This window comes from Pseudomonas trivialis (assembly GCF_036864995.1).
Classification (GTDB): domain Bacteria; phylum Pseudomonadota; class Gammaproteobacteria; order Pseudomonadales; family Pseudomonadaceae; genus Aquipseudomonas; species Aquipseudomonas trivialis.
Genome location: NZ_CP142151.1, coordinates 4,102,973 through 4,128,046, shown reverse-complemented (window position 1 = coordinate 4,128,046; position 25,074 = coordinate 4,102,973). Strand labels below are relative to the sequence as shown.

Below are 25,074 nucleotides of genomic sequence, written 5' to 3'. Positions count from 1 at the left end.
GGAGGGGGTGTGTTGAAGACTTTTGAAGCCTATAAAAACAGATGTTCGTGGAGCCTCGCCGATGAAATCCTGTGAAGTCAATTTTGACGGTCTAGTGGGGCCGACCCATAACTACGGCGGCTTGTCCTTCGGCAACGTCGCGTCCCAGAGCAACAGCCAGCAGCATTCCAACCCCAGGGAAGCGGCGTTGCAGGGCCTGCAGAAAATGAAGGCGCTGATGGACATGGGCTTTGTGCAAGGCGTGCTCGCGCCCCAGGAGCGCCCCGATGTGGCCGCCTTGCGCAGCCTTGGTTTCAGCGGCAGCGACGCCCAGGTCATCGAGCAGGCCGCCAAACAGGCGATGCCGTTGCTGGTCGCCAGTTGCTCTGCCTCGAGCATGTGGGTGGCCAACGCCGCCACGGTCAGCCCGAGCGCCGATACCATTGACGGCCGCGTGCACTTCACCGCCGCCAACCTCAATTGCAAATACCACCGCAGCATCGAACACCCCACCACCAGCCGCGTGCTGGGGGCGATGTTCGCCGACGCGCAGCGCTTCGCCCATCACGCCGCCTTGCCGGCGGTGGCGCAGTTCGGCGACGAAGGCGCGGCCAACCACACGCGTTTTTGCCGCAGCTATGGCGAGGCCGGTGTGGAGTTTTTCGTGTTCGGCCGCAGCGCCTTCGACCCGCGCTACCCGGCGCCGCAGAAGTACCCGGCGCGCCAGACCCTGGAAGCGTCCCAGGCCGTCGCACGCCTGCACGGCCTGGCGGATGACGGCGTGGTGTACGCCCAGCAGAACCCGGCGGTGATCGATGCCGGCGTGTTCCACAACGATGTGATCGCGGTGGGCAATGGCGAGGTGCTGTTCTATCACGAGGATGCGTTCCTCAATACCGAGCAGGTGCTCGCCGAACTGCACGGCAAGCTGGCCAGGCTGGGCGGCCATTTCCAGGCGGTGTGTGTGCCGCGCGCCGAGGTCAGCGTCGAGGACGCGGTGCGTTCCTACCTCTTCAACAGCCAGTTGCTGACCCGGCCGGACGGCTCGATGCTGCTGATCGTGCCGCAGGAATGCCGTGCCAACGAGCGCGTGTGGCGTTACCTGCAAACCCTCACCACCTCCGGTGGCGTGATCCGCGAAGTCAAGGTGTTCGACCTCAAGCAAAGCATGCAGAACGGCGGCGGCCCGGCGTGCCTGCGCTTGCGCGTGGCATTGAACGAGACCGAACTGGCGGCGGTGAACCCGGGCGTGATCATGACCGCGCCGCTGTACGAGACCCTCACCCAGTGGGTCGACAGGCACTACCGCGACAGCCTGCGCGAAACCGACCTGGCTGACCCGCAATTGCTGATTGAGTGCCGGACGGCACTGGATGAACTGACGCAAATCCTTAAACTGGGCTCGGTTTATCCGTTCCAGATCAATTAATACCCATCCACGGCTGAGAGTTATTTATGACCACCGACACCCTGAAACTGATCCTTGAAGACACCGACGGCACCCAGCTGGAAACCTCCTGCACGCGCGTTGCCGTGGTCTGGCAGGGCAAGGAAATCTGGATCCAGCACGATGGCCGTGGCCAGTTGCTGATCGGTGTGGACGTGGAAGAGGGCGACGCCGAGTACGCCAACCTGCTGATGCGCCCGTTGGCCACCAACCTGATGAGCCTGCAGCTGGAAATGGAACCGGCCGACGTCGAAGGCGATGACGACGATCACGTCCACGGCCCAGGCTGCAACCACTAAGGAAGCTGCGTATGCTCGCCCTCGGCAAACTGCTTGAACTGACCCTCGCCGGTCGTGAACCGGCGCAAAAAATTCAACTGACTGTCGACGGCGTGCAGATGCGCTGGCTCAGCGAGGGCGCGCTCGAAGTGCGCCCGCCGCAGGCCCTGGACGCCTGCGGCGACCTGCTGCTGTCGTCCGGCATCCATGGCAACGAAACTGCGCCGATCGAACTGCTCGACCGCCTGTTGCATGGCATCGCCCGAGGCGAGATCAAACCGCGTAACCGTATTCTGTTTCTGTTCGGTAACCCCGAGGCCATGCGTCGCGGCGAGCGTTACCTGGAATTGGACGTCAACCGGCTGTTCAATGGTCGGCATGAACAAAACATCGGCCCGGAAGCCATCCGCGCCGGAGAGCTCGAGCAACTGGCCCGCAGCTTTTTCAGCCTGCCGGGCCGCTGGCGCCTGCATTACGACCTGCACACCGCCATTCGCGGTTCTAAAATCGAGCAGTTCGCGCTTTACCCGTGGAAGGAAGGTCGCCAGCATTCGCGCCACGAGCTGGCGCGTCTGAGCGCCGCCGGCATGCAAGCGGTGCTGCTGCAAAACAAGGCCTCGATCACCTTTACCGCGTTCACCTATGAGCAGCTCGAGGTCGAGGCCTTTACCCTGGAGTTGGGCAAGGCGCGGCCGTTCGGGCACAACGAGGGTGTGGACGTATCACGCCTGGAAACGCGTCTGATGCAGATCATCGAGGGCACGGAGCCTGCGAGCGAGACCCTGGAAGGCCTGCAACTGTTCGCGGTCGCCCGTGAAGTCATCAAGCACAGCGACGCCTTCCTGATGCATCTGCCAGTAGACGTGGAAAACTTTTCGCAATTGGAGAAGGGCTACCTGCTGGCCGAAGACGTGGCCAAGACCCGCTGGGTGATCGAGGAGGAGGGGGCACGCATTATCTTCCCCAACCCGAAGGTGAAGAATGGCCTGCGCGCCGGGATCCTGATCGTGCCGACTACGGATGCCGGCCTGGTCTGAGCTGACGGTCAGCCCCAATCGACTGTGGGAGGGGGCTTGCCTCAAGGTCGTTCAGTTAAGCGCAGATACCCTGTGGCGAGCAGGCTTGCCCTGCGTTGGGCCGCGCAGCAGCCCCAAAACCAGGCCCTGAGCAGTATCAGGTACACCTCGTTTTCCTTGATTGGGGCGCTTCGCACCCCAACGCGGGGCAAGCCCGCTCGCCACAGAGGCTCCGGTTTGCCGCCACATGTTGATCGTGCAGCGTTGTTTAGACCGCTACCGCCCGTGGCTCGCTGCGGCGGATCGCGCGAACTTTATGCAGCGTATCGGCACAGGTGCGCGCCGCTTCCTGGCCCTTGTGCACGAAGTGCTCGTAGAAGAAGGTGTGGTGCTCGCTGCCGGCGTGGAAGTGGTGCGGGGTGAGGGACACCGAGAATACCGGCACTTCGGTTTCCAGTTGCACCTGCATCAGGCCACTGACCACCGATTGGGCGACGAACTCGTGACGGTAGATGCCGCCGTCCACCACCAGCGCGGCGGCGACGATGCCGGCGTAACGGCCGGTCTTGGCCAGCAGCTTGGCGTGCAGGGGCATTTCAAAGGCGCCGCCGACTTCGAAGAAGTCGATATCCGATTCCTGGTAGCCCTGGGCGATCATTTCGGCGAGGAAGCCTTTGCGGGATTGGTCGACAATATCCTTGTGCCAGCAGGCCTGGATAAACGCGACGCGCTCGCCGTGGTGGTTTTTGCTTTTGCTGTCGATAGCGGTGGGTTGCATGTTCTGACTCCTGTTTAAGAAAAAAACAGGGCGTTATGAATCGAATGGGATTTCAAGGGTACGAACAGCGACGTCATGCACGCATGAGGTCGACGCGCGGCGCTTGGGTGCCAATCCCGTTCTCTCTTCATCCGGACTATGACCGTCGGCCCCGGGATCACACCGGGTCTGCTGACCTTGCCGCCGTCCTGCGTGAGCAGTTCGAGGCGCCAAGCGCTCGCGGGCTATGCACATTGCGCGCAATTACCGCCGGTGGGGAATTACACCCCGCCCTGAGAACGTTGCCGCCAGAACCCTGACGGCGAAGGGTTTTTAACACGGTTTCTGCAAAACTGCACGATTGCCGTATCGATCACCTAGATCGGTTTGTTTGATGGATATTCGATTCCCGACCACACAGGGCTTGATATTGCGCGGCGTTGCCCGCAGTAATCGTCACTACACCCCACCGTCATAGGCCTGCTTGATGAACGTCATAGACCTGCGCAGCGACACCGTGACCCAACCCACGCCCGGCATGCTCGATGCCATGGGCACTGCCGCCACTGGCGATGACGTCTACGGCGAAGACCCCAGTGTCAATCGCCTGGAGGCCGAGCTGGCCCGGCGCCTGGGGTTCGCCGCCGCGCTGTTCGTGCCCACCGGCACCATGAGCAACCTGCTGGCGTTGATGGCCCACTGTGAGCGCGGCGAGGAGTACATCGTCGGCCAGCAGGCGCACACCTACAAATACGAAGGCGGCGGTGCGGCGGTGCTCGGCTCGATTCAGCCCCAGCCGCTGGAGGTGCAGGCCGACGGTTCCCTCGATCTGGGCCAGGTGCTGGAAGCGATCAAGCCCGACGACTTTCACTTCGCGCCTACCCGCCTGCTGGCGTTGGAAAACACCATGCAGGGCAAGGTCCTGTCGCTCGATTACCTGGCCAGGGCCCGCGCGTTTACCCACGAACATGGCCTGTCCCTGCACCTGGACGGCGCGCGGCTCTACAACGCGGCGGTCAAGCTGGGCGTGGAGGCGCGGGAGATCGCCCGGCATTTCGATTCGGTGTCGGTGTGCCTGTCCAAGGGCCTGGGTGCGCCAGTGGGCTCGGTGCTGTGCGGCTCCACAGCGCTGATCGCCAAGGCGCGGCGCCTGCGCAAGATGGTTGGCGGCGGCATGCGCCAGGCGGGGTCGCTGGCAGCGGCGGGGCTGTATGCGTTGGATCATCATGTGCAGCGCCTGGCCGACGATCACGCCAACGCCCAGTGGCTGGGCGAGGCGCTGCGCGAGGCTGGCTACCCCGTGGAGCCGGTGCAGACCAACATGGTCTACGTGCAGATGGGGGACCGTCACCAGGCGTTCAAGGATTTTGCCGGCGAAAGAGGCATCACATTGAGCACGGCGCCACGCCTGCGTATGGTCACGCACATGGATGTGAACCGCACGCAGCTCGAACAGGTGGTGCGGGCATTTGTCGAATTTTCGCGCAACTGACAGGTGCAGGCCGTCTAATTGAACGTTTCTATCGTATAAACACGCTGTACCCCCGGCAAAGGGCCGATATAATGCGGCCCTTTGCCGTCGCTCCGTCTGATGATGTTGCGCACTGGCCTTTGGCCGCAGCCTCCGTGGAAGAACCTAATGAAAAGCGCAGAAATCCGTGAAGCCTTCCTTCGCTTCTTCGAAGAGCAAGGTCACACCCGTGTCTCCTCCAGCTCCTTGATCCCAGGCAATGACCCGACCCTGCTGTTCACCAACGCGGGGATGAACCAGTTCAAGGACTGCTTCCTGGGCCAGGAAAAGCGCGCCTACACCCGCGCCACCAGCAGCCAGAAGTGCGTACGCGCCGGCGGCAAGAACAGCGACCTGGAGAATGTCGGTTACACCGCTCGCCACCACACCTTCTTCGAAATGCTGGGCAACTTCAGCTTCGGCGACTATTTCAAGAAAGATGCGATCACCTTCGCCTGGACCTTCCTCACCGGCGTGTTGAAGCTGCCCAAGGAAAAGCTCTGGGTCACTGTCTACGCGACGGACGACGAAGCCTATGACATCTGGACGCAACAGATCGGCGTGCCCGCCGAGCGCATGATTCGCATCGGCGACAACAAGGGCGCGCCGTACGCGTCCGACAACTTCTGGACCATGGGCGACACCGGCCCGTGCGGCCCTTGCACCGAGATTTTCTACGATCACGGCGCCGACATCTGGGGCGGCCCGCCGGGCTCGCCTGAAGAAGACGGCGACCGTTACATCGAAATCTGGAACAACGTGTTCATGCAGTTCAACCGCACCGCCGACGGCGTGTTGCATCCGCTGCCGGCGCCGTCGGTGGACACCGGCATGGGCCTGGAGCGGATCAGTGCGGTGATGCAGCACGTTCACTCCAACTATGAAATCGACCTGTTCACCAACCTGCTGAGCGCCTCGGCGGCGGCCATTGGTTGCGCCAATGAAAGCCAGTCTTCGCTCAAGGTGGTGTCCGACCACATCCGTTCCTGCGGCTTCCTGATCGCCGACGGCGTGCTGCCCTCCAACGAGGGCCGTGGCTACGTGCTGCGCCGCATCATCCGTCGTGCTTGCCGCCACGGTAACAAGCTGGGCGCCACCGGCAGCTTCTTCTACAAGATCGTCGCCGCGCTGGTGGCCGAGATGGGCGAGGCTTTCCCTGAGCTCAAGCAGCAGCAGACCAATATCGAGCGCGTGCTCAAGGCCGAGGAGGAGCAGTTCTCCAAGACCCTGGAACACGGCCTGAAAATTCTCGAACAGGATCTGGCCGAGCTTAAAGGCTCGGTCGTGCCGGGCGACGTGGTGTTCAAGCTGTACGACACCTACGGCTTCCCAATGGACCTGACCGCCGACATCGCCCGTGAGCGCGAGCTGACCATCGATGAAGCCGGCTTTGAGCGTGAGATGGAGGCCCAGCGCGTGCGCGCCCGGTCCGCCAGCTCTTTCGGCCTGGATTACAACACCCTGGTCAAGGTCGACGTGCCGACCGAATTCATCGGCTACAAGGCGACCGCCGGCGCGGCCAAAATCGTTGCGATCTATAAGGACGGCAAATCCGTCGACGTGTTGAGCGAGGGCGAAGAAGCCGTCGTGGTGCTTGACCAGACGCCGTTCTACGCTGAATCCGGTGGTCAGATCGGTGACTGTGGTTTCCTCAGTTCCACGTCGGGGCGGTTTGACGTGCGTGACACCACCAAGACCGGCGGTGCGTTCCTGCATCACGGTGTGCTGGTGCTGGGCAATCTGACGGTCGGTGCGCCGGTCGACACCCAGGTGGATGCGGACGTGCGCCATGCCACCGCGCTGAACCACTCGGCCACCCACTTGCTGCACGCGGCTTTGCGCCAGGTGCTGGGCGAGCATGTCCAGCAGAAGGGTTCGCTGGTCGACAGCCAGCGCCTGCGCTTCGACTTCAGCCACTTTGAAGCGATCAAGCCTGCGCAGATCAAGGCCCTTGAAGACATCGTCAACGCCGAGATTCGTCGCAATACCCCGGTCGAGACCGAAGAAACCGATATCGACACCGCCAAGGCCAAGGGCGCGATGGCGCTGTTCGGTGAGAAGTACGGCGACAGCGTGCGCGTGCTGAGCATGGGCGGCGCATTCTCGGTGGAGCTGTGCGGCGGTATCCACGCCAACCGCACCGGCGACATCGCGCTGCTGAAAATTGTCAGCGAAGGCGGTGTGGCATCTGGTGTGCGGCGTATCGAGGCGGTCACCGGTGCTGCGGCTCTGGCTTACCTTAATGCGGCCGAAGAACAACTCAAGGAAGCGGCCAGCCTGGTCAAGGGCAGCCGCGACAACCTGATCGACAAGCTGTCCGCCGTGCTCGAGCGCAACCGTGCGCTGGAGAAGCAGTTGGAGCAGTTGCAGGCCAAGGCGGCCAGTGCGGCGGGTGACGATCTGTCGGCCGCTGCGGTGGACGTCAAGGGTGTGAAAGTACTGGCGGCACGTCTGGACGGTCAGGACGGCAAGGCGTTGCTGGCCCTGGTCGATCAGTTGAAGAACAAGCTCGGCCGCGCAGTGATCCTGCTCGGCGGTGTGCATGAGGATAAGGTCGTGCTGGTTGCGGGTGTAACCAAGGACCTGACTGGCCAACTCAAAGCCGGTGATTTGATGAAACAGGCCGCTGCGGCAGTGGGCGGGAAGGGCGGTGGTCGCCCGGACATGGCGCAAGGCGGTGGTGTGGACGCCGGTGCCCTGGATGCGGCCCTGGCCCTGACCGTGCCATTTGTCGAAGCAGGTATTTAAGGCGCTGTTAAACGGCCCGCGACCCGTTCGCGGGCGGTTGAGTGCTGGTTGAATTGGAAATCAGGCGCCCCTTTACGGGCTGAGGCGGCTTAGAAATGGCTTTGATCGTACAGAAATTTGGAGGCACCTCGGTCGGCTCTGTCGAAAGAATCGAGCAGGTCGCTGACAAGGTTAAGAAGTTCCGCGACGCCGGCGATGACCTGGTGGTGGTGCTGTCAGCCATGAGCGGTGAAACCAATCGCCTGATCGAACTGGCCAAGGCCATCAGTGGCGATCAGCAACCGTTGCCGCGTGAGCTGGATGTGATTGTGTCCACCGGCGAGCAGGTCACCATTGGCTTGCTGGCCATGGCGCTGAACAGGCGCGGCGTGCCGGCGGTGTCCTACACGGGCAGCCAGGTGCGCATCCTGACCGACAGCGCGCATACCAAGGCGCGAATCCTGCAGATTGATGATCAGAAAATTCGTACTGATCTGAAAGCCGGTCGCGTGGTAGTTGTAGCAGGGTTCCAGGGTGTGGATGAGCACGGCAACATTACCACCCTCGGACGTGGCGGTTCGGACACCACGGGCGTCGCGCTGGCAGCGGCTCTCAAGGCGGATGAATGCCAGATCTACACCGATGTGGACGGCGTCTACACCACCGATCCGCGTGTGGTGTCCGTGGCTCAGCGCCTGGACAAGATCACCTTTGAAGAGATGCTGGAGATGGCCAGTCTCGGTTCCAAGGTGTTGCAGATTCGTGCGGTGGAGTTCGCCGGCAAATACAACGTTCCGCTGCGCGTATTGCACAGCTTCAAGGAGGGTCCGGGCACCCTCATTACTATTGATGAAGAGGAATCCATGGAACAGCCGATCATTTCCGGCATCGCTTTCAACCGCGATGAAGCCAAGCTGACGATCCGTGGCGTGCCGGATACCCCGGGCGTGGCGTTCAAGATCCTCGGCCCGATCAGTGGCGCAAATATTGAAGTCGACATGATCGTGCAGAATGTTTCGCACGATAACACCACCGATTTCACCTTCACCGTACACCGCAACGAGTACGATGCGGCCGAACGTATCCTGCAGAACACCGCGAGCGAGATTGGCGCCCGTGAAGTAGTCGGCGATACCAAAATTGCCAAGGTGTCGATCGTGGGCGTGGGCATGCGTTCCCATGCCGGTGTTGCCAGCCGCATGTTCGAGGCCCTGGTCAAGGAAAGCATCAACATCCAGATGATCTCCACCTCGGAAATCAAAGTCTCGGTGGTGATTGAAGAGAAGTACCTGGAGCTTGCGGTGCGCGCGTTGCATACCGCTTTTGAGCTCGATGCACCGGCCCGACAGGGCGAGTAAGGCAGTGCCGGAAGGGCGCGGTTTACCGCGCCCTTCATTTTTTGTGGGGCGCGTGGTCTTTTGCGTGGGCTCGACAATACTCAGATGCAAGGTCTACACGCTCCTGAAGCGTAGGCTGAGCGCTTTTTTTGCAGACTGTTGTTCCAGAACTGAAGTGCGTGAGGTGAAAGGTTATGTTGATTCTGACTCGTCGTTGCGCAGAAAGCCTGATTATCGGTGATGGCGAAATCACCGTGACCGTGCTCGGCGTCAAAGGCAATCAAGTGCGTATCGGGGTTAACGCTCCGAAAGAGGTAGCGGTCCACCGGGAGGAAATCTTCCAGCGGATCAGTAAGGAAAAGGAAAAGGAGAAAGAGCAGCAGGGACGTCAGCAGCAGGACGGGGACGAGGAAAACGACGAAGAACCAAGCCATTAATTTTTATCGCTTTTTGTGTTTGCAAACGGGGATGAACGTGGTTAATATACGCCCCGTGTTGCGGAGAGCTGGCCGAGTGGCCGAAGGCGCTCCCCTGCTAAGGGAGTACACCTCAAAAGGGTGTCGGGGGTTCGAATCCCCCGTTCTCCGCCATTATTTGCTTAGTACGTTGCAATCTGGATTTATCGGTAAGTTGTTGAAATTACTCGAAAAAATCGCTTTACATAGAGATTGAACGGCCTATAATGCGCGGCAACAAATGCACTCGTAGCTCAGCTGGATAGAGTACTCGGCTACGAACCGAGCGGTCACAGGTTCGAATCCTGTCGAGTGCACCATTTAAGAGTCAATTGCAGCAATGCGGTGACTCGGCTTCAACCAGTTGTGATCTGGTCTAAAAACACAATATGCACTCGTAGCTCAGCTGGATAGAGTACTCGGCTACGAACCGAGCGGTCACAGGTTCGAATCCTGTCGAGTGCACCATACAAACAAAAAGCCCGCCAAGTGCGGGCTTTTTGCCGTCTGGCGTTTGTGCAGGATTTCTCCTGATCCATCACCCTGATGTGCTTTGCGCCCTGGTTGCGGCGTCGCAGTTCCCGGGTGCAGCTCAGGCTCAACTTTGCCTCGCAAGCGCTTGTTCTATCCAGTTTTTTAAGATTAAAAGCCACCGGCCGGTGTATCATTGCGCCCGTCAGCCCCGCCGGGGCTTGTGGAATACCTCCATGGACTTACCCAGTAGTAACTCAGTACCCCGCTTTACCAATCATGAATTGACTGATTGATCCTTCCGGCGTGCCCCGCTGCTGGGAGTGGAGTTCGCCTATGACCGAAGTAGAAGTTAAGAAAACACAAGACAGCCTGCAGGATCGCCTGGCTCAAGTCATCGAGCTGCTGCAGCGCCAGCGCGTGGTCGAGGACCTCACGCATCGCCAGGAAGGCCCGAATCACGACCGCGTTGAAAACCTGGTCCATCGGCAAAACCTCGTCGAGCTGCAGCGCAAGCTCGATGACCTGCACTCCGCCGACGTCGCCTATATTCTTGAAGCCTTGCCGCTGGATGATCGACTGACCCTCTGGCAGTTGGTCAAGGCTGACCGCGACGGCGACATCCTGCTCGAAGTATCCGACTCCGTACGTGAAACCCTGATCGCCGACATGGACGATCACGAGTTGCTGGCCGCCGCCAAGGAAATGGACGCCGATGAACTGGCTGACCTTGCGCCTGAGTTGCCGCGTGATGTTGTCCATGAGTTGATGGAGGCGCTGGACACCCAGCAGCGTGAGCGCGTGCGTTCAGCGCTGTCGTACGACGAGGACCAGGTCGGCGCCCTGATGGACTTCGAGATGGTCACCATTCGCGAAGACGTCAGCCTCGAAGTGGTTTTGCGCTACCTGCGCCGTCTGAAAGAACTCCCAGGCCATACCGACAAGCTCTTCGTCGTCGACTATGAAGGTATCCTCAAGGGCGTGCTGCCGATAAAGCGCCTGCTGGTGAACGATCCGGAAAAGAAAGTCGCGGACTTGATGGCCAGCGATACCGTGAGCTTCCACCCGGACGAGGACGCGTATGACGCGGCCCAGGCCTTTGAACGTTATGACTTGATTTCGGCGCCGGTGGTCGACAAGAACGGCAAGCTGATCGGCCGTTTGACCATCGACGAAATCGTCGACCTGATTCGTGAAGAGAGTGAAACCGAAGTCCTCAACATGGCGGGTTTGCGTGAGGAGGAAGATATTTTTGCCTCGGTCTGGCGCTCGCTGCATAACCGCTGGGCATGGCTGGCGGTTAACCTGATTACCGCGTTCATCGCCTCGCGAGTCATCGGCCTGTTTGAAGGCTCCATTGAAAAGCTCGTGGCACTGGCGGCGTTGATGCCGATTGTGGCGGGCATAGGCGGTAACTCCGGTAACCAGACCATCACCATGATCGTGCGGGCGATGGCGCTGGATCAGGTGAGTACCGCCAACTCTTCCCGCTTGCTGCGCAAGGAGCTGGCAGTCGGGCTTATCAATGGTCTGGTGTGGGGCGGGGTGATCGGCGTGGTGGCCTACTTGCTGTATGGCAGCTGGTCGCTTGGCGTGGTGATGACGGCCGCCATGACGCTCAACTTGCTGTTGGCTGCGTTTATGGGCGTGTTGATTCCCATGACCCTGGCACGCCTTGGGCGCGACCCCGCAATGGGGGCGAGTGTGATGATCACTGCCATGACGGACAGTGGAGGTTTCTTCATCTTCCTCGGCTTGGCGACCATATTCCTGTTGTAAGGCGATCTGCGGGAGCGAGCAAGCTCGCTCCCGATGAAGAGTGGCCTAACAAATTTCAGGCAAAAAAAAGCCAGCATTCAGCTGGCTTTGGCTTTCAACCTTAAATCAATTGGCTTCTGCGGCCGCCTCAACGTCGTGCGCGATAAGCGAAACGAGGGCATTTTGCTGGCGATGGGAAAGCTGACGAAAACGCTGCAGCAGCTCGCGTTCGTGCAGTGACAACTCCGGACTGTCCAGACGCATGCTCAGCTCTTCGCCCAACGCACCTTCCTGAATAAGGCTCTGCTCCAGGCGCGCGATGATTTCGGAGTTCATGCTGCGGTGATGATTGCGAGCCACCTCGGCAATGCGTTCCCGCATACCGTCTGGCAGACGTACGACGAATTTGTCAGCCGTACGGCTGGAATAAATTGCCTGTTTCAATGGGCGCATATATTTAACCGGTTAGTTCAGGGGAGCGGTTTTTGGAATTGGCCGCAAGGATGAGTGTTAAGACAAGACTCACGACCAAAGTTCAACCCGAATTGCAAAGAGGTCGCATCATGCCTGAGATTCGACATTTCCTTGGCGTCAATTCTGTGACAAATATTGAACCGCCTAAAGGCTTTATGCCAGCACTGATTTGCATTTTTGCGGACTGGTTTGAATATTTTTTGCGTGGGGCGCGCGTTAAACGCGGATCAACACGCCAACCAACGTGGCGAATGCTTGGAGGGCGCACATCGTAAAGCAATATGGCCGTTTGCCCCTAGCGATAAGACTAGTGGCATTCTGCCAATTTGCTAGGTCTATACGACGTAAGGTAGAAGAAGGCGGGGAGGAGGACTGCAGGAGGTTTTAGCGCAGCACAGGATCGAACTTGATACGGCGGCCTACGATCAGCGTTAGAACCAGCAATACAGCGAACACCGCGCTGGCGATATAGGCTGTGATTTGCCCTCCTTGCGCAGAGGCCTGCAGGCCAAAAGCGGCGCTGATCAGGGTTAAGCAGAGAAACAGCCAGGAGGATTTGGACATGAAAGCTTCCTTAGAAAACCCAGTGTTCAGAGGCGGGAGCTGACTGTGCATTCTGTGTGACGCGCACAGGAGTTTGCGCATTTGCGGTCATCACCGCCAATTGTGGACGCTGCTGCAGATGATGTGGAACGGGCTGGCGAAGCTGCGCAACATCATCACCTGTGGTCGATTGAAAATGAAACATCACCAAGGCGGCGAGTGCCACGGTATTAAGGGCTAACAGAAGGGCACTGTTCATGTTCATGTTCTCCGCCGATTGCTCTGCCAGGTTGGTGATGGGCTGTCCGTGTAGGACTTGTCTTATAGAAGATATTGCAGATGCCGTGCCAATGTTTATTTTCAATAAAATCAATGGCTTGAGCTTAATTAAGGGGGCGTTCTGATTGCAATTTGCAATGCTGGCATTTTGGGGGAGTGCATTTTGCACGACGCCCTCCAAGTCCCGGTTTTACTGGGCCAGGTAGCCATCTGCCGGACGAGGAATGACCTACACGTAAAAAGCCAACGGACGACATGACAAAACGGACCTTGGCCGTTAACATGCTCGCCGTCCGTCGCCATGCCTTTGGCCGGGCGACTGTCATTTGTCCCAGTAGCTCAATTGGATAGAGCATCCCCCTCCTAAGGGGAAGGTTGGCCGTTCGAACCGGCCCTGGGACACCAGATTCAAAGCCCCGCACAGCTCATTTGGCTGGCGGGGCTTTTTTGTGCGCGTTCGGCGCGGATCCAGTCGAACCTTGCCACTGATCAAGGTTCACAGCAGGGGCATCCTGTATTTCTCTTGAAGGTGTACCTTCCATGCGCTCGAGCGGCGTCTGAGCTGTAGCTAATCATTTTGAACACATTAATCTCCGCAAACAGCGCGTATCGCCTGTTCGGATTCGGCGACGCGGGACTATCATTCCGCTAGCCCTGACCCCACTGCAAGGAGCCGCTCGGAACGCCGATGCGCCAAATCTGGAAATCTTTTCGAGCCCTTTATTTCGCCTCTTTGATGATGCTGATCGGCTCAGGCCTGCTCAGTACTTACCTGGCGTTGCGTCTGGCGGCCGACCATGTCGACAGTCTGTGGGTGGGCGCCTTGATGGCCGCCAACTATTTCGGCCTGGTGCTGGGTGGCAAGATCGGGCACCGCCTGATTGCACGTGTCGGGCATATTCGTGCCTACGCCACCTGTGCCGGCATCGTCGGTGCGGCTGTGCTGGGTCATGGCCTGATCAACTGGTTGCCGGCCTGGATCGTGCTGCGGGTCATTGTGGGCCTGGGGATGATGTGCCAATACATGGTTATCGAGAGCTGGCTCAATGAACAGGCCGAGGCCAAGCAGCGTGGTTTGGTATTCAGCGGTTATATGATTGCGTCCTACCTGGGTCTGGTGCTGGGTCAGTTGATTCTGGTGATGCATCCCGCGCTCGGCCTGGAACTGCTGATGCTGGTGGCTTTGTGCTTTGCCCTGTGTCTGGTGCCAGTGGCCATGACGCGCCGCATTCACCCGGCACCTCTGCATCCGGCACCGATGGAGCCGCGCTTTTTTATAAAGCGCGTGCCGCAGTCGCTGAGTACGGTGCTGGGGGCCGGGTTGATCGTCGGTTCGTTCTACGGCTTGGCGCCGCTTTACGCCTCTCAGCAGGGGCTGACGACCGAGCAGGTCGGCCTGTTCATGGGGTCGTGCATTTTCGCCGGGTTGTTGGTGCAGTGGCCGTTGGGCTGGCTGTCGGACCGTTATGACCGCGCACTGCTGATCCGCTGTTTCGCCTTGTGCCTGGCGGTGGCGGCATTGCCGTTGGCGATCATGACCAAGGTGCCTTTGGAAGTGTTGTTCGTTGCTGGCTTTTTCTGTTCGCTGGTGCAGTTCTGCCTGTATCCGCTGGCCGTGGCGTTTTCCAATGATCATGTCGAGGGTGATCGTCGTGTGTCGCTGACGGCCATGCTGCTGGTGACCTACGGCGTCGGTGCCAGCATCGGGCCGCTGTTGGCCGGTGTGGTCATGAAGATGTTTGGCAGCCACATGCTGTATGCGTTTTTCAGTCTGTGTGCCCTGGTCCTCGTATGGCGTATACGGCCGAAGGCGGTGACCAACCTGCATCAGGTGGACGATGCGCCGCTGCACCACGTAGCGATGCCCGACAGCATGTCCAGCTCGCCACTGGTGGCTGCTCTGGATCCGCGCGTGGACGAGGCGGTGGTGCAGGAACAGATGCAGACGCCGGTTCCAGATCCTGAGCCTGAACCCGAGTCGCCGTCACCGGTTGATGAGCCAGGCGCTGAGGAACCCGCGGAACCAGTGGACCCGGACGAACACCCTCATGACTTGAGCAGGGCGCGTCCCTGAAAGCAAAAACGGGCAGATCCCATCAGGATCTGCCCGTTTTTTGTCGCGATTCGCTTGTCAGAAATCGTCGTCCTTGTCGAACCGACGTGCTTCACGTTGCAACTGGTACACAAACCGTTCGACCTGACGCTGCACCAGACCGCTCATGTTATGAAAGCGCACGCCAGCGAAGGTGGTATTGATACGGTCTTCGAAATGCAGGTGACGCAGCTCGACGGAGGTGGTCATGCTGCCAAAGGGCAGGGCGGCGATAAACCGGTCGTACACCTGGCCCAGTTGCAGACGCTCGGAGATGTCGCCTTCAAAGCGCAGTTTGCAGCCGGTAGCGGAGATATCCAGCAGTTTTCCGTTGACCGGAAATTTGAGCCTTTCGCCACCCAGCTCGATGTTTACCAGTTGAGCCAGCTTCAGCGCGGCGCGGAAGGCGTTGCGGCGCTGATGATAAACCACCTCGTCCGGCATGCTGCCGGTATAGATACGGTGGCCGTCTTTCTCGCTGATGGTGAGGGTGCCCTTGCTTTCCCAGGCGATACGCACGCCATCGTGGAAGCCCTCGATGCGAAAGGGTTCGCCGCTTTCAAGGTGGCGTTCGCCGTCGCGCGGGATCATTTCGTCCATGACCAGAATCTTGCCGTCGCGGTCCACGTCCACCAGGTAGCTCTGGAAGCGCTGGCTGCGTTCGTGGAAGGTGATGATCAGCGGGTCATGACTTTCTTGCAGCATCCGCAACGTGCTGGCGATTTCCAGAGGCGTGGTGAGCACCTTGGGTGGCTGCGGGGCATCTTCCGCATTAAGGGCGTTGAACACGGTTCTTCCATCTCCAGACAATATACGACTACTCGCAAGAACCGGCATTTTGCCAGTATGTGGCGCGCCTTGGATAGGCCGCGCTGCAAACCAGCGTCAGGCTTGGCTACGGGTACTGGGTTTGACCAGGCGGGAGGTGGAACCCTGAGCGTTGTACAGCGCAGGTGGCTCACCGCCATGAAGTATACGCAACTGGTTGGCGGTCGTAGCTTGCTGCAGCTGGATCGACTGGCCGTTGAGGAGGTTGGCTTCCTGGCACTGGGTGAGCAATTGATTGAGCGCTTTGCTCTGCTCCAGCAGTTGATCACCGACCGAAGAATGACTGGCCAATTGGGCGAGGCCGTCGTGGTCGGCCGGCAGGCCGAGACTAGTCAGAATATGGCTGCGCTTCTTGCCATGCTGTTCGAGCAAGACAATCAACGATTGCTTGCGCGCCAGGATTTCTTCGAGCAAGGGCATGTCCCGACCGTAGAGGGCCAGGGATTCTTCTTTGAGCAGCTCGAGCAATTGTTGCGTCGGCGCCAGATCATCGATGATCAGTTCAAGCAAGGTTTCGTCGTGGTGCATGGCAGGCCTTGGGGTTTAAGCGTCCAAAAGCCCGGCGCAGGCCAGTGCCTAGCGCTCGGCTTCGAAATTAAGCAGCTTGCTGGCTACGCGGTTGCTGTCGACTTTATAGCTGCCATCGGCGATTGCCTGTTTCAATTCAGCCACGCGGGCCTTGTTGACAACCGGTTGGTCGCGCAGCGAGTCAGTGACCTTCTGCAACTGCTGAGCCTCATTGCTCAAGTGTACGGATTCCCCGCTCTGGCTGGCGCTGGCCTGTTCCGTCTTCGCGGCAGGCGCTGGCTGGGCCTTGGCTTCTGCGCTTTCCTTGGTGCCGCTGGTGCGCGTAGTACCTGGCAACGCCGGGGAGTTATTTAAACGGCTGAAATCGATGACCATGATAAAAAACCTCTGGGTATTTGGACGCTTGCCATGTTTTCGGCCATACCCAAACAAACTTTAGGCTCGATTGACAATAAAACTGCGCGCGCAGGCGTCTGGCCCACAGTGTAGGAAAACCCGGCGTCCTGTACCAGTGTTCTATAAAGCCACCTCCACTTGCCCGGGCGCCGTCACGCGCGCCTTGATCACACGGTTGGAGTTGAGGTTCTTCACCCGAATCTGTTCACTCATGCCGCCGTTGGACAGCGCTTCCCCCGGCATTCTCACGTTCAGCCCGCCGCTGCTGGCGGAGATCACCACCTGATCGCCCTTGCGGATGACCTCGGCCTGCTCCAGATGCACCAGGGTTATCACCTGATCGGTGACCACCGGTCGGGTAAGTTTCTGCCCGATGGCCTGATCGACCGAGGTCAGATAGCCCTGGCTGATCTGACTGATGTCGCGTTCACGCAGCACCACATCCTCGAAACCAATAATGCCGGTGCGTTTCATCGGCCGCGCCACTACCACCACTTCGCGGAACAATTTGACCTGCGCCGGCACAAACACGGTCCAGGGCGACGCGCCTTCGCAACGTACTTTTACCGTCACGCGCCCGATTGGCTGAGCCGGGCTTTCCAGGCTGGCTGTCAATTCCTTGTCGCACATCGGCATGCGCAGACGCGGGTCGAGCTGCTTGACCTCGATCTCATAACGGCCGGGCGTCTGTGTGCTCGCCAGATAATCTTCTACAGTGAACTCAAGAAAGCCCTGAGTGACGCCGATAAGGAGATCAGGCAGGGTGACGTTGTCGGCGCGAGCCGCTGCGCCTGAGCCCAAGGCAAGCAATGCCAGCGTGACGCAAAGCAATCTGCGGTACGTTGGAAGGCGTCGGGAAACTGTCGTTTTAAGGTCCATGACCAATAAATAGCAAAGCTCGTGCCGTTTAGAGTGGAGTGCGCGTCGCACCCCCAAAGGTTTTAGCGTAGGAGTCTGGGCATGGCAGGTGTAATGGATTCAGTAAACCAGCGCACACAGCTGGTAGGGCAGAATCGCCTCGAGTTGCTGCTGTTTCGTCTGGACGGCAAGCAGCTGTATGGCATCAACGTGTTTAAAGTGCGAGAAGTGCTGCAGTGCCCCAAGCTGACGATCATGCCCAAGTCCAGCCCGGTGGTGTGTGGCGTGGCCAACATCCGGGGCGCGACCATTCCGATTCTTGACCTGGCATTGGCCACGAGTGCCGCCGGGTTGCAGGACCGCCAGAACCCGTTCGTGATCATCACCGAGTACAACACCAAGACCCAGGGTTTCCTGGTGCGCTCGGTGGAGCGCATCGTCAACATGAACTGGGAAGAGATCCATCCGCCGCCCAAGGGCACTGGTCGCGATCACTACCTCACGGCAGTGACGCGGGTCGATAACCAGTTGGTGGAAATCATCGACGTGGAGAAGATCCTCGCCGAAGTGGCACCGACCTCGGAAACCATCTCGGTGGGCGTGGTGGATGCCGACACGGCGCACAAGGCGATTTCGTTGCGTGTACTGACCGTGGATGACTCTTCCGTGGCACGCAAGCAGGTGACCCGCTGCCTGCAAACCGTCGGTGTGGAAGTGGTGGCCCTCAATGATGGTCGCCAGGCCCTGGACTACCTGCGCAAGCTGGTGGACGAGGGCAAGAAGCCGGAAGAAGAGTTTCTGATGATGATTTCCGACATCGAGATGCCGGAAATGGACGGCTATACCCTGACGGCCGAGATACGCAACGATCCACGCATGCAAAAATTGCACATCATCCTGCATACTTCGTTGTCGGGTGTTTTCAATCAGGCCATGGTCAAGAAAGTCGGAGCCGATGACTTCCTCGCCAAATTCCGCCCTGATGACCTCGCATCCCGGGTAGTCGACCGGATCAAGGCAGCAGATCACGGCTAGGGGATTTCCCCTGGCGGTCACACGATTTAAGAGGCGGTATCTTTGTCTACGGGTAATTTGGATTTCGAACAGTTCCGGGTCTTCCTGGAAAAGGCCTGTGGCATATTGCTCGGTGAAAACAAGCAATATCTGGTATCCAGCCGCCTCAACAAGTTGATGGAGCTGCAGGGTATCAAGTCGCTGGGCGAGTTGGTGCAGCGTATCCAGGGTCAGCCGCGCAGCGGGCTCAAGGAAATGGTGGTCGATGCCATGACCACCAACGAAACCCTGTGGTTCCGCGACACCTACCCGTTCGAGGTGCTCAAGAACAAAGTACTGCCGGAGGCTATCAAAGCCAGCCCGGGTCAGCGTCTGCGTATCTGGTCGGCCGCCTGCTCGTCGGGGCAGGAGCCCTACTCGATATCGATGGCCATCGATGAGTTCGAAAGAACCAATATCGGCCAGTTGAAAGCCGGTGCGCAGATCGTCGCCACCGACCTCTCTGGCACCATGCTCACCAACTGCAAGACCGGCGAGTACGACAGCCTGGCCCTGGGCCGGGGCCTGTCGCCGGAGCGGCTGCAGCGTTTCTTCGACCCCAAGGGCGCGGGACGCTGGGCGGTCAAGGCGCCGATCAAGAGCCGAGTGGAGTTTCGCTCGTTCAACCTGCTCGACAGCTATGCCAGCCTGGGCAAGTTCGACATGGTGTTTTGCCGCAACGTGCTGATCTACTTCTCGGCCGAGGTAAAGAAAGACATTCTGTTGCGCATCCACGGCACCCTCAAGCGCGGCGGCTATCTGTTCCTCGGTGCTTCGGAGGCACTCAACGGTCTGCCGGATCATTACCAGATGGTGCAATGCAGTCCCGGGATTATTTACCAGGCCAAGTAATGTTCACTTAAAAAACGGGAGGCCCTGCAAAGGCCTCCCGTTTTTTATGCCTGCAGAAAAAGAGATTATTCAGCCAACCGTACTCACGGCCTGGCCTGCATTCGGATATTACTCAGTGACAAACGATGAATCCCGCTGGGCACCGTCTGGTTGAAAATGCCCAGCCGCACATCGCCCGTCAGTGTTGCGGTGAATGACCCGTGTCCGGTTTGCGGTTGGGCCTGGGTAATGTTTTGTACGACGGTGCCGATCCGGCTGCCGTTCATCGTCAGGTACAGAGTCGAGCCATCGGCCGCGGCGGAACCGCCAATGACCTCGAAACTGCAATCATAGGTGCGCCCCGCGATCACCGGTACTGCACGGGTGATGATATGAGCACTGCTGGCCTGGCTGACGAGCAGGTCAACGACCACGCTGCCATTGATGACATGCAATAACCCGCCTACGTAGGGGCCCTGGGGCACCCAACCCTGAAAAGTGTCATCGCTGAAATCCCATGCGGCGGCAGGCAGTGGCACGACGATGGGACGTGAGTTGATAAGGACTTTCGCCACCGGCGCAGCAGAGTAGCGCCCCGCACGGCTGATGGTCAGCACCAATTGCACGATGGTGCCTGCGCTGGCTTCAATAAAGCCTTTAGGTATCAAAAACTCGAGCCTGGGAGCGTTTGTGGCAATCTGAAAGCTCTGGTTGAACTCGCCACCGCGCACGCTGCTGTTCAGGGTCAAAAAGACCCTGTCATCCTTGATCACCGGGAAATCGGCGGTCAGCCCGGCGCAGTCACCGCTGATAAGTCGTGTGTTCAGCTCCGGAGGGGTTGGTGCTGAATTTTGTTCGTTGAATCGGGGCGGCGGGATAATCAACATTTCAGACCTCTGCGGCATACATCAAGTGTGTGCACCGAATAAGGCATCCAGGCAATAGACACCACAACTGTCAGAAATGACAGTTAAGACCAACGGTGGCCTTATTCCGCCTTCCAATTGACGCTATCGCCTGATTGCCGCCCCTTCGTAAAAGCGGCAAGCGCCGTTGCCGCTTTACTGGCGCCACGCGGAAGCCGGTTGCCGCTTTTCTGGCATTGCCGCCGGACCTGTCCCCGCAAACCCTTGAATTACGGGCCTTGCGCACATTGGCATGCGCCTTGCTATGACCTTGTTACGAACAGCAGGTCAGCCTAAAGGTTTCCGCCATGAGCATCAGCTTCGATAAAGCGCTCGGTATTCACGAACAAGCCCTGGGCTTTCGCGCAAAGCGTGCCGAAGTCCTGGCCAACAACATTGCCAACGCCGATACCCCGAACTACAAGGCTCGGGACCTGGACTTCTCCGCCGTGCTCGCCGCACAGCAGGACAAGACCCAGAACGGCACCTTCGCCTTGAACATGACCAACAGCCGTCATATTGAAGCGCAAGGCCTGAGCAGTGGTGACGAGTCGCTGCTTTATCGCACGCCGATGCAGCCGTCGATCGACCAGAACACCGTCGATGCTCAGCTGGAACAGTCGAACTACGCCGAGAACTCGGTGAACTTCCAGGCCAGCTTCACCCTGCTCAACAGTAAATTCAAAGGGCTGATGTCAGCCCTGCGTGGAGAGTAAGCCATGTCCCTGTCCAGTGTTTTCAATATTGCCGGTAGTGGCATGAGCGCCCAGACCACGCGCCTCAACACCGTGGCCAGTAACATCGCCAACGCCGAGACCGTGTCTTCGAGCATTGACCAGACCTACCGCGCTCGCCACCCGGTGTTCGCCACCATGTTCCAGGGTGGGCAGAGCGGCGGCAGCGATTCGTTGTTCCAGGATCAGGGCAATGCAGGCTCCGGCGTGCAGGTGCTGGGCGTGGTCGAGGACCAGAGCAATCTCGAAGCGCGTTACGAGCCCAACCATCCTGCGGCGAACGAAAAGGGTTACGTCTACTACCCCAACGTCAACGTGGTCGAGGAAATGGCGGACATGATCTCGGCCAGTCGCTCGTTCCAGACCAACGCGGAAATGATGAACACCGCCAAAACCATGATGCAGAAGGTCCTGACCCTGGGTCAGTGATAAGGGGCGCCAACTAATGGCCATCGTTGATACGTCAAACAACTCGGCAGTCCAGGACCTTTTCAATTCCAAGGTCAAGACCGCCCAGGACAACACCAGCCTCACTGACGCCGCCGCAGGCGCGACGGGCAGCCAGGCAATGGGCAAGGATGCTTTCCTGAAACTGCTGGTGACCCAGTTGAAAAACCAGGACCCGTTATCGCCTCAGGACAACGGTGCGTTCGTGGCCCAACTGGCACAGTTCAGCAGCCTTGAAGGCATCAACAACCTGAACGACTCGGTCAAGGCGATCTCCACCAACGTCACCTCGTCGCAGGCGCTGCAAGCGTCTTCGCTGGTGGGCCGCTCGGTGATCACCCAGACCGACAAGACGCTGGTCGACACCAGCAAGAGCATGACCGGCTCCGTGAATGTGCTGGCGTCGGTGGGCAATGTCGCGGTCAAGATCACCGACAAGGACGGCAACACCGTGCGCACCCTCGACATGGGCGCCCAAAGCGCCGGTTCCCAGAGCTTTATCTGGGACGGCAAGAACGACAAGGGTGAGGTTGCAGCTGCGGGGACTTACACGTTCACGGCCACCACCAAGAATGACGCGGGCGATTCCGTCGCCCTGGCCACCTCGCTGCCGGCAACGGTGACCAGCGTGACCCTGAGCCAGACCGGCGGCGAAATGCTGCTCAACCTGGCAGGCGGAAGCAGTATCAAGCAGTCGCAAATCCAGACCATCGGTTTATAGAGCCCGCTAACTACGGTGCAAGGAGAAATACATGTCTTTTAACATCGGCCTTAGCGGCCTCTATGCGGCCAACAAACAACTGGACGTGACCGGCAACAACATCGCCAACGTTGCGACCACGGGCTTCAAGTCGTCCCGTGCGGAGTTCGCCGACATCTACGCGGCGTCCAAACTGGGCACCGGCCAGAACAGCATCGGCAACGGCGTGAACCTGGCGGCGGTATCCCAGCAGTTCACCCAGGGTGACGTGAACGGTAGCGGTGGCATCCTGGACATGGCGATCCAGGGCGGCGGCTTCTTCATCCAGAAGGGCAGCGACGGTGCGTTGCAATACACCCGCAGTGGCGCCTTCCGTGCCGACAAGGACGGCTACATCACCAACAACACCGGCACCTCGCGTCTGCAAGGTTATGCCGCGGATGATAACGGCAAGATCATCAAGGGCGGCCTGACCGACCTGCAACTGAACCTGTCGAACCTGCCACCCAAGGCCTCCAGCAAAGTCGACTCGGCCAGTAACCTGAACTCCTCGGAGGTTGTGATCGATCAGGTGGCCAAGCCGTTCAACCCGAGCGACACCAGCACCTTCACCACCCAATACAGCACCACCTTGTATGACACCCAGGGCAATTCCCACGCCATGGTGCAATACATGGTCAAGTCGGACTCCAACCAGTGGAAGTCCTACACCTTGATCGACGGGCGCAACCCTGATGGCAGCGCGCCGACGGGCACCGGTGCTGTCGCCCCGGTGGCCTCGACGCTGTCGTTTGATACCTCCGGCAAGCTCACTGGCATCGTGACTCCGCCGAGCACGGCGTCCAACACCACGTTGACCATCTCCAACTGGGTGCCGGGCACTGTGACCGGCGGCGTGTGGAAGGCTAACGGCGCTGCTGCCAATACCGGTGGTGTGGCTGTCAACATGGCCACGATCACGCAGTACAACTCGGCCAGCTACCGCAACCCGCCGGTCACCGACGGTTATGCCACCGGCCAGATCACGGGTCTGAAGATCGACGGCAACGGTGTGCTGTTCGCTACCTTCAGCAACCAGCAGAGCAAGGCTATCGGCCAGCTCTCGCTGGCCAGCTTCAACAACGAACAAGGTTTGCAGCCGGCGGGCAGCACCACCTGGAGAGAAACCTTCGCCTCGGGCCAGCCGGGCTACGACACCCCGCAATCGGGCACCCTGGGTTCGATCGTGTCCAACTCCCTGGAGAACTCCAACGTCAACCTGACCAACGAGCTGGTGGACCTGATCAAGGCCCAGAGCAACTACCAGGCGAACGCCAAGACCATCTCCACCCAGAGCACCATCATGCAGACCATCATCCAGATGACCTGATGGGATAGCGCTCCACAGAAAGCCCCTCTTTTGGAGGGGCTTTTTTGTGGGCGTAGGAAAAGCGCCTGCGGCCTATCAGGGTATGCCTTGAAATGCCGGCGGGAGGAACGCGCCATGCCCGCTTTGCCACTGATGGGCCAGGGCCCACGAGGCTCACCAAACAAAGGGGCGGGTTATGTGGAATTCAGGCGTATCAGGGTTTGCGGGCGCGCGTGCCGGCGTTAGCCCTGGGGTGGCTCGTGGCGAGACGCCGATGGTGGTACCGGTGGCCGAGGTGGCGGCGGTCAAGCAGTTGCTGAACGAACTTTTCGATGCGCAGCAGGACGGCAAAAGCCAGACGGCCAGGGATACGCGTGACAAGCTCAACGTGTTGCGCGAGAAGATGGGCGATGAGCCGTTCAAGAACATCCTCAAAAAATTGATTGAGGATGCGGATCGCAAGTTTCTTCAATTTCTCAAGCAGTTACTGAGCGGATGGTTTCCTGAGGACGATGTGCCCCTACCTTCACTGCCGTTACCGGGAGGAGGCGGCTCAGGCCCGCGCGTCAGGCCGGAAAATTTCGGTTCCGTAGAGTCCATGAGCAACAAGCCCTTCACCCAAGGGGCGCGTTTCACCCATTACACGCCCGACAAGAGCAATCCGGGTAAAAAGCCGGGGATGGGCAGAGAACCTGGCAATATCTGGTTCGGGTTCAGGCAAGGACCGGATGGGAACTGCGTGACGGTTTCAGCCATAAAAAGCGCGATGATGAAGTTCGGTCAGAAGCCCACTGATATTTTCCGTGATGTGAAATCGGCGGGCGATGGTTGGGATGTGCAGATGCGAGATGGTTTCCAGCTCCATTTGAGCAAGGGCGAATTGCAGCAGGTCGCCCAGCAGGCCCGTTTCCTGGGCGATGACCCGGCGATGATGACCGACGCCAACGTCCTGTATGCCGCGAGTGCCAAGCGGGCGCAGATGGAAGGCAATAACGGCTTTGGCGAGGGCAACGACCACAATGCTCGTAGAAGTTACCTGGATGCCCTGGTGAGCCTCAACGACGGTGAGCATGCCAGTGAAGGTCTGGATCGCCTGGGGCTCAAGGGGCTTTACCGGCAGTCGTCAAGTAATGAACTCGCCAGCGGGGTGTTGGGCGTTGTGAACTACGGCGGTCATTCGATGGCGGTTATTGGAGGGCAGGTGGAGCTATGGGGCGGCCGGGGTGGTCGTCCACAACGGGAGCAGGGGGGAGGCGTACGCCTTTGTATAGGGTGGGAGGCATGAAAAAGCCCGTCAACCTTTCGGTTGACGGGCTTTGAGTG

25 protein-coding genes, 4 tRNA genes and 1 riboswitch are annotated in these 25,074 nt (G+C 59.3%); of the genes, 20 read left to right on the top strand and 9 right to left on the bottom strand.

Going from position 1 to position 25,074, the window contains the following annotated elements:
- The first annotated feature begins 61 nt into the window (after positions 1-61).
- Genes astB through astE form a run of 3 tightly spaced genes read left to right on the top strand, consistent with a single transcriptional unit; the run spans position 62 to position 2,741 of the window.
- Entirely contained in the window at positions 62-1,408 is a 1,347-nt protein-coding gene (gene astB, locus VRB54_RS18040; protein WP_338478245.1) for an N-succinylarginine dihydrolase, read from the top strand.
- A 26-nt stretch (positions 1,409-1,434) separates the two neighbouring features.
- Positions 1,435-1,725 carry a hypothetical protein gene (locus VRB54_RS18035; protein ID WP_003214319.1) on the top strand — a complete coding sequence of 97 codons (291 nt, stop codon included), beginning with the start codon at positions 1,435-1,437 and terminating at the stop codon, positions 1,723-1,725.
- Between the two features lie 11 nt (positions 1,726-1,736).
- Entirely contained in the window at positions 1,737-2,741 is a 1,005-nt protein-coding gene (gene astE, locus VRB54_RS18030; RefSeq protein WP_338478244.1) for a succinylglutamate desuccinylase, read from the top strand.
- 247 nt (positions 2,742-2,988) lie between these two features.
- Here the strand turns inward: astE and VRB54_RS18025 are convergent, their stop codons facing one another.
- Positions 2,989-3,498 (bottom strand): 6,7-dimethyl-8-ribityllumazine synthase, encoded by a 510-nt coding sequence (locus VRB54_RS18025; protein ID WP_003233516.1) that lies wholly within the window; start codon positions 3,496-3,498, stop codon positions 2,989-2,991.
- 114 nt (positions 3,499-3,612) lie between these two features.
- A riboswitch (FMN riboswitch) is annotated at positions 3,613-3,782 on the bottom strand.
- A gap of 182 nt (positions 3,783-3,964) precedes the next feature.
- On the opposite strand from VRB54_RS18025, the gene ltaE reads away from it, so the two are divergent.
- From ltaE to mgtE, 8 genes are all read left to right on the top strand, one after another.
- The gene (ltaE, locus tag VRB54_RS18020) at positions 3,965-4,969 is read left to right on the top strand and encodes a low-specificity L-threonine aldolase (RefSeq protein ID WP_338478243.1); all 1,005 of its coding nucleotides are present in this window, start codon (positions 3,965-3,967) and stop codon (positions 4,967-4,969) included.
- 147 nt (positions 4,970-5,116) lie between these two features.
- Entirely contained in the window at positions 5,117-7,735 is a 2,619-nt protein-coding gene (gene alaS, locus VRB54_RS18015) for an alanine--tRNA ligase (protein ID WP_338478242.1), read from the top strand.
- Between the two features lie 95 nt (positions 7,736-7,830).
- A complete protein-coding gene (locus tag VRB54_RS18010) occupies positions 7,831-9,072 on the top strand; it encodes an aspartate kinase (RefSeq protein WP_338478241.1) in 1,242 nt (413 codons plus the stop codon).
- A gap of 173 nt (positions 9,073-9,245) precedes the next feature.
- Complete coding sequence (gene csrA, locus VRB54_RS18005; RefSeq protein ID WP_338478240.1) at positions 9,246-9,488, top strand: carbon storage regulator CsrA; 243 nt, start codon at positions 9,246-9,248, stop codon at positions 9,486-9,488.
- Positions 9,489-9,550: 62 nt separating this feature from the next.
- Positions 9,551-9,641: transfer RNA gene (locus tag VRB54_RS18000), tRNA-Ser, on the top strand.
- A 108-nt stretch (positions 9,642-9,749) separates the two neighbouring features.
- A tRNA-Arg gene (locus tag VRB54_RS17995) sits at positions 9,750-9,826 on the top strand.
- A gap of 71 nt (positions 9,827-9,897) precedes the next feature.
- Positions 9,898-9,974: transfer RNA gene (locus tag VRB54_RS17990), tRNA-Arg, on the top strand.
- A gap of 339 nt (positions 9,975-10,313) precedes the next feature.
- Positions 10,314-11,756, top strand: a complete 1,443-nt coding sequence (mgtE, locus tag VRB54_RS17985) for a magnesium transporter (RefSeq protein ID WP_003233511.1) — start codon at positions 10,314-10,316, stop codon at positions 11,754-11,756.
- A gap of 105 nt (positions 11,757-11,861) precedes the next feature.
- On the opposite strand, the gene VRB54_RS17980 is transcribed toward mgtE, so the two are convergent.
- The 3 genes from VRB54_RS17980 to VRB54_RS17970 all read right to left on the bottom strand — a co-directional run bounded on the left by VRB54_RS17980 (position 11,862) and on the right by VRB54_RS17970 (position 13,011).
- Entirely contained in the window at positions 11,862-12,188 is a 327-nt protein-coding gene (locus tag VRB54_RS17980) for an Arc family DNA-binding protein (protein WP_003193592.1), read from the bottom strand.
- 405 nt (positions 12,189-12,593) lie between these two features.
- Positions 12,594-12,773 (bottom strand): PA3371 family protein, encoded by a 180-nt coding sequence (locus tag VRB54_RS17975; RefSeq protein WP_338478239.1) that lies wholly within the window; start codon positions 12,771-12,773, stop codon positions 12,594-12,596.
- Between the two features lie 10 nt (positions 12,774-12,783).
- Positions 12,784-13,011 (bottom strand): hypothetical protein, encoded by a 228-nt coding sequence (locus VRB54_RS17970; protein ID WP_338481125.1) that lies wholly within the window; start codon positions 13,009-13,011, stop codon positions 12,784-12,786.
- 348 nt (positions 13,012-13,359) lie between these two features.
- On the opposite strand from VRB54_RS17970, the gene VRB54_RS17965 reads away from it, so the two are divergent.
- Positions 13,360-13,436: transfer RNA gene (locus VRB54_RS17965), tRNA-Arg, on the top strand.
- Between the two features lie 283 nt (positions 13,437-13,719).
- The gene (locus VRB54_RS17960) at positions 13,720-15,105 is read left to right on the top strand and encodes an MFS transporter (protein WP_338478238.1); all 1,386 of its coding nucleotides are present in this window, start codon (positions 13,720-13,722) and stop codon (positions 15,103-15,105) included.
- Between the two features lie 57 nt (positions 15,106-15,162).
- Here the strand turns inward: VRB54_RS17960 and VRB54_RS17955 are convergent, their stop codons facing one another.
- The 4 genes from VRB54_RS17955 to flgA all read right to left on the bottom strand — a co-directional run bounded on the left by VRB54_RS17955 (position 15,163) and on the right by flgA (position 17,754).
- Positions 15,163-15,912: a flagellar brake protein gene (locus VRB54_RS17955; RefSeq protein WP_338478237.1), complete on the bottom strand. Its 750-nt coding sequence runs from the start codon at positions 15,910-15,912 to the stop codon at positions 15,163-15,165.
- 96 nt (positions 15,913-16,008) lie between these two features.
- Positions 16,009-16,479: a flagellar protein FlgN gene (locus VRB54_RS17950; protein WP_338478236.1), complete on the bottom strand. Its 471-nt coding sequence runs from the start codon at positions 16,477-16,479 to the stop codon at positions 16,009-16,011.
- Positions 16,480-16,527: 48 nt separating this feature from the next.
- Positions 16,528-16,854 carry a flagellar biosynthesis anti-sigma factor FlgM gene (gene flgM, locus VRB54_RS17945; protein ID WP_003233506.1) on the bottom strand — a complete coding sequence of 109 codons (327 nt, stop codon included), beginning with the start codon at positions 16,852-16,854 and terminating at the stop codon, positions 16,528-16,530.
- A 141-nt stretch (positions 16,855-16,995) separates the two neighbouring features.
- On the bottom strand, positions 16,996-17,754 hold the full coding sequence (flgA, locus tag VRB54_RS17940; protein ID WP_338478235.1) for a flagellar basal body P-ring formation chaperone FlgA: 759 nt from the start codon (positions 17,752-17,754) through the stop codon (positions 16,996-16,998).
- Positions 17,755-17,835: 81 nt separating this feature from the next.
- Between flgA and VRB54_RS17935 the strand changes: the two genes are divergently transcribed.
- Together VRB54_RS17935 and cheR are read left to right on the top strand one after the other, a co-directional pair.
- Positions 17,836-18,768 carry a chemotaxis protein CheV gene (locus VRB54_RS17935; protein ID WP_057010069.1) on the top strand — a complete coding sequence of 311 codons (933 nt, stop codon included), beginning with the start codon at positions 17,836-17,838 and terminating at the stop codon, positions 18,766-18,768.
- Between the two features lie 42 nt (positions 18,769-18,810).
- Positions 18,811-19,638: a protein-glutamate O-methyltransferase CheR gene (cheR, locus tag VRB54_RS17930; RefSeq protein ID WP_338478234.1), complete on the top strand. Its 828-nt coding sequence runs from the start codon at positions 18,811-18,813 to the stop codon at positions 19,636-19,638.
- An 83-nt stretch (positions 19,639-19,721) separates the two neighbouring features.
- On the opposite strand, the gene VRB54_RS17925 is transcribed toward cheR, so the two are convergent.
- Positions 19,722-20,504, bottom strand: a complete 783-nt coding sequence (locus tag VRB54_RS17925; protein ID WP_338478233.1) for a hypothetical protein — start codon at positions 20,502-20,504, stop codon at positions 19,722-19,724.
- Between the two features lie 326 nt (positions 20,505-20,830).
- Here VRB54_RS17925 and flgB point away from each other — a divergent pair, with 326 nt between their 5' ends.
- From flgB to VRB54_RS17900, 5 genes are all read left to right on the top strand, one after another.
- On the top strand, positions 20,831-21,238 hold the full coding sequence (gene flgB / locus VRB54_RS17920; RefSeq protein ID WP_003233501.1) for a flagellar basal body rod protein FlgB: 408 nt from the start codon (positions 20,831-20,833) through the stop codon (positions 21,236-21,238).
- 3 nt (positions 21,239-21,241) lie between these two features.
- Entirely contained in the window at positions 21,242-21,685 is a 444-nt protein-coding gene (gene flgC / locus VRB54_RS17915) for a flagellar basal body rod protein FlgC (RefSeq protein WP_003233500.1), read from the top strand.
- 16 nt (positions 21,686-21,701) lie between these two features.
- Positions 21,702-22,424 carry a flagellar hook assembly protein FlgD gene (locus tag VRB54_RS17910; protein ID WP_209983982.1) on the top strand — a complete coding sequence of 241 codons (723 nt, stop codon included), beginning with the start codon at positions 21,702-21,704 and terminating at the stop codon, positions 22,422-22,424.
- Positions 22,425-22,455: 31 nt separating this feature from the next.
- Complete coding sequence (gene flgE, locus VRB54_RS17905) at positions 22,456-23,772, top strand: flagellar hook protein FlgE (protein WP_338478232.1); 1,317 nt, start codon at positions 22,456-22,458, stop codon at positions 23,770-23,772.
- Between the two features lie 175 nt (positions 23,773-23,947).
- Positions 23,948-25,036, top strand: a complete 1,089-nt coding sequence (locus VRB54_RS17900; RefSeq protein ID WP_338478231.1) for a hypothetical protein — start codon at positions 23,948-23,950, stop codon at positions 25,034-25,036.
- The last annotated feature ends 38 nt before the right edge of the window (positions 25,037-25,074 follow it).